Source organism: Thiorhodococcus mannitoliphagus, assembly GCF_010915725.1.
In the GTDB taxonomy this organism is placed as follows: Bacteria; Pseudomonadota; Gammaproteobacteria; order Chromatiales; family Chromatiaceae; genus Thiorhodococcus; species Thiorhodococcus mannitoliphagus.
In genome coordinates, this window is the sequence record NZ_JAAIJR010000297.1 from 1 (window position 1) to 2146 (window position 2146).

The window sequence follows — 2146 nt, forward strand, 5'->3', positions numbered from 1 at the left end:
TACCCCGGTACCGAGCTGCGCCTCGTGTTTGAGGCGATCCAGTCGCATTGAATTTGGCGCCAAGTCAGGAGTTCTGCAGTGGGCGATCAGGTTTCTCTCCAGGGTGAGGGTATGACACGGCATCGCGCCTTGGCTCGGCGAGGCCGGTCAATCGGGCAGGGTGACCGTCCAGGCCGCATCGAAGTCAGGGACCAGCTCGCCGGGGTAATAACCGCGGGCATTGCATAGGACCCGCGTGTCCTTCACGCGATAATCCGCCCGGCGGTGGAGATGGCCATGGATCCAGAGGGCGGGGCCGGGATCCATGAGTGTCTCCAGGTCGCTCGCATAGGCCGGTGAGAGCGGATCCTCAGCGGATCCCGGCGGGAGGGAGCGAGGGCTGGGGGCGTGATGGGTGATGACGACCGTCGGCGGTGGGCGCGGCTCCGCGAGGCGCTGGCGCAGCCAAACAACCGAGTCACGGTGGATGGCCATGAGGTCCAACGGCGTGAGCCGGCGGTAATGCGGTGAGACGCGGATGCGGCGGAAGTCGCTCATCTGCGAAGCCGCGTCGGTGACGGCCCGCAGCGTGTCTCCCTGCAGCGCGAAGTCCGTCCAGAGCGTGCAGCCCAGGAAACGCACCCCATCGATCACGGCGGCGTCCTTCTCCAGCAGATGCACGCCGGTTCCCGTGACCAGCGTGCGTCCCTTCTCGAGCAGCCGCGGCATGGCCTGTCCATAGTATTCGTGGTTGCCGAAGACATAGAGAATCGGGCGCGCGAGTCGTGCTGCTTCAGCGATCGCCCAGTGTAGGCCGGTCAGGCCCGTGTCGACATCACCGGCGAGCACGATCACATCGGCATCGCTGTCCGGAATGGCGTCGAGCCGGAGAGCCGGTCCTCGGCGGGCCGTTCGGTCAAATTCGCGATGGAGATCGGAGAGAATCTGGATCTTCATGTGAGCCTCATCCGTGCCCTGGAGTAGGACTCTTGGCTGCGGCAGTGAGCCGTGCCGCTCTCGACTCGGGTTATGCTATGCATCCGATCGTTGACACCATAGGGTCAGTCGATCTCGCCGTTTCGCTGGGCCTCGAGCGTCTCGTCCATCAGGGCATTCACGTCTTCCAGGCAGGTGATGATGTCCTCTGGAATGCCGTCATGCCGGAGCCGGTTACGAACCAGGATGAGCCGCTGCCGCATGACGGCGAGATTCCGCACCGACTCCCAGCTCATTGCCTCGTCGATGTGAAACACGGCCAGCTCCCAGTCGGGGAAGCCCGCTGACTGCACAACGGCCTCGCGCAGATTCGACCAGGCGCCCTGGAGATCCGAGAGGACCGTCTTGTGGTAGGCCCTGGGCTCGGTTGCAAAGCTCATCGCGCGGGTCTCCTCCGGTGAGAATGACCGCTCACGGCTGTGCGAGCCACTGCTCGAGATCGCCGATTGCGCTGAAATCGAGCAAGGCCTCGCTCAGCGCTTCGACCTCGTCCACGCTGAGATCCTCGAGTCGCCGATCGAGCACGGGCGGGAGCTCGCCAAGGCGCCGCGCAAGCTGTTTGCGCACCAGTGCGATGGCTTCCACACGCCGGCCTTCCGCGAGTCCTTCCTGGTGACCGCGCGCGTAGCCAATCTGTTCGACCGATGTGACGTAACGCATGTGCTTGTTCCTCTCCAGGGTGGTCAGTGCTTGCCAGAGTTGGGCCTCCAACTCGGCGGGGAGACGCATCATCCAGTCGATGACCGCACAGAGGTCGATGATGCGTTGACGATCCCAGTCACGCTCATAGAGCAGCCGCGCCAGACGCCATTTTGCCGCATAGCGCTGCCCGCGGCGACGGTCGCCTCGGCCCCGACGAGCGCGCCTTGAGGCGAGATGCCCACCAGGCTTGTCCCTGGTGTGTAATGGCCGTCCGTGCACTTTGTGGACTAGACTGCCTTCAGGCGTGAAATCAGATGCCTGTCTCGGAGGGAACGCGATGTTCTCGATTCGTCATTGGAAGTGGTGGAACTGGCTGCTGGCGGGCATTCTGATGCCGCTGCTGGCCGGTGCCCTTGGGCTGACCATCTTCATCGGGCTGGCCGTTATTACGTTCCGACATTCCGCACGCCATAACGTGTAATAACGAATTTTTTGTTGCTGATTTTCAGTGGAGGTGTCGTCATCTCGC

General features: G+C 63.3%; 3 protein-coding genes. All 3 read right to left on the reverse strand.

Features of this window, described 5'->3' with window-relative positions; translation table 11 throughout:
- Window positions 1–147 precede the first annotated feature (147 nt).
- Window positions 148–936: a metallophosphoesterase gene (locus G3480_RS26295; RefSeq protein WP_164657156.1), complete on the reverse strand. Its 789-nt coding sequence runs from the start codon at window positions 934–936 to the stop codon at window positions 148–150.
- 104 nt (window positions 937–1040) lie between these two features.
- Entirely contained in the window at window positions 1041–1355 is a 315-nt protein-coding gene (locus G3480_RS26300) for a hypothetical protein (protein ID WP_164657157.1), read from the reverse strand.
- Between the two features lie 31 nt (window positions 1356–1386).
- A complete protein-coding gene (locus tag G3480_RS29345; RefSeq protein WP_164657158.1) occupies window positions 1387–1896 on the reverse strand; it encodes a DUF4351 domain-containing protein in 510 nt (169 codons plus the stop codon).
- Between the last annotated feature and the right edge of the window lie 250 nt (window positions 1897–2146).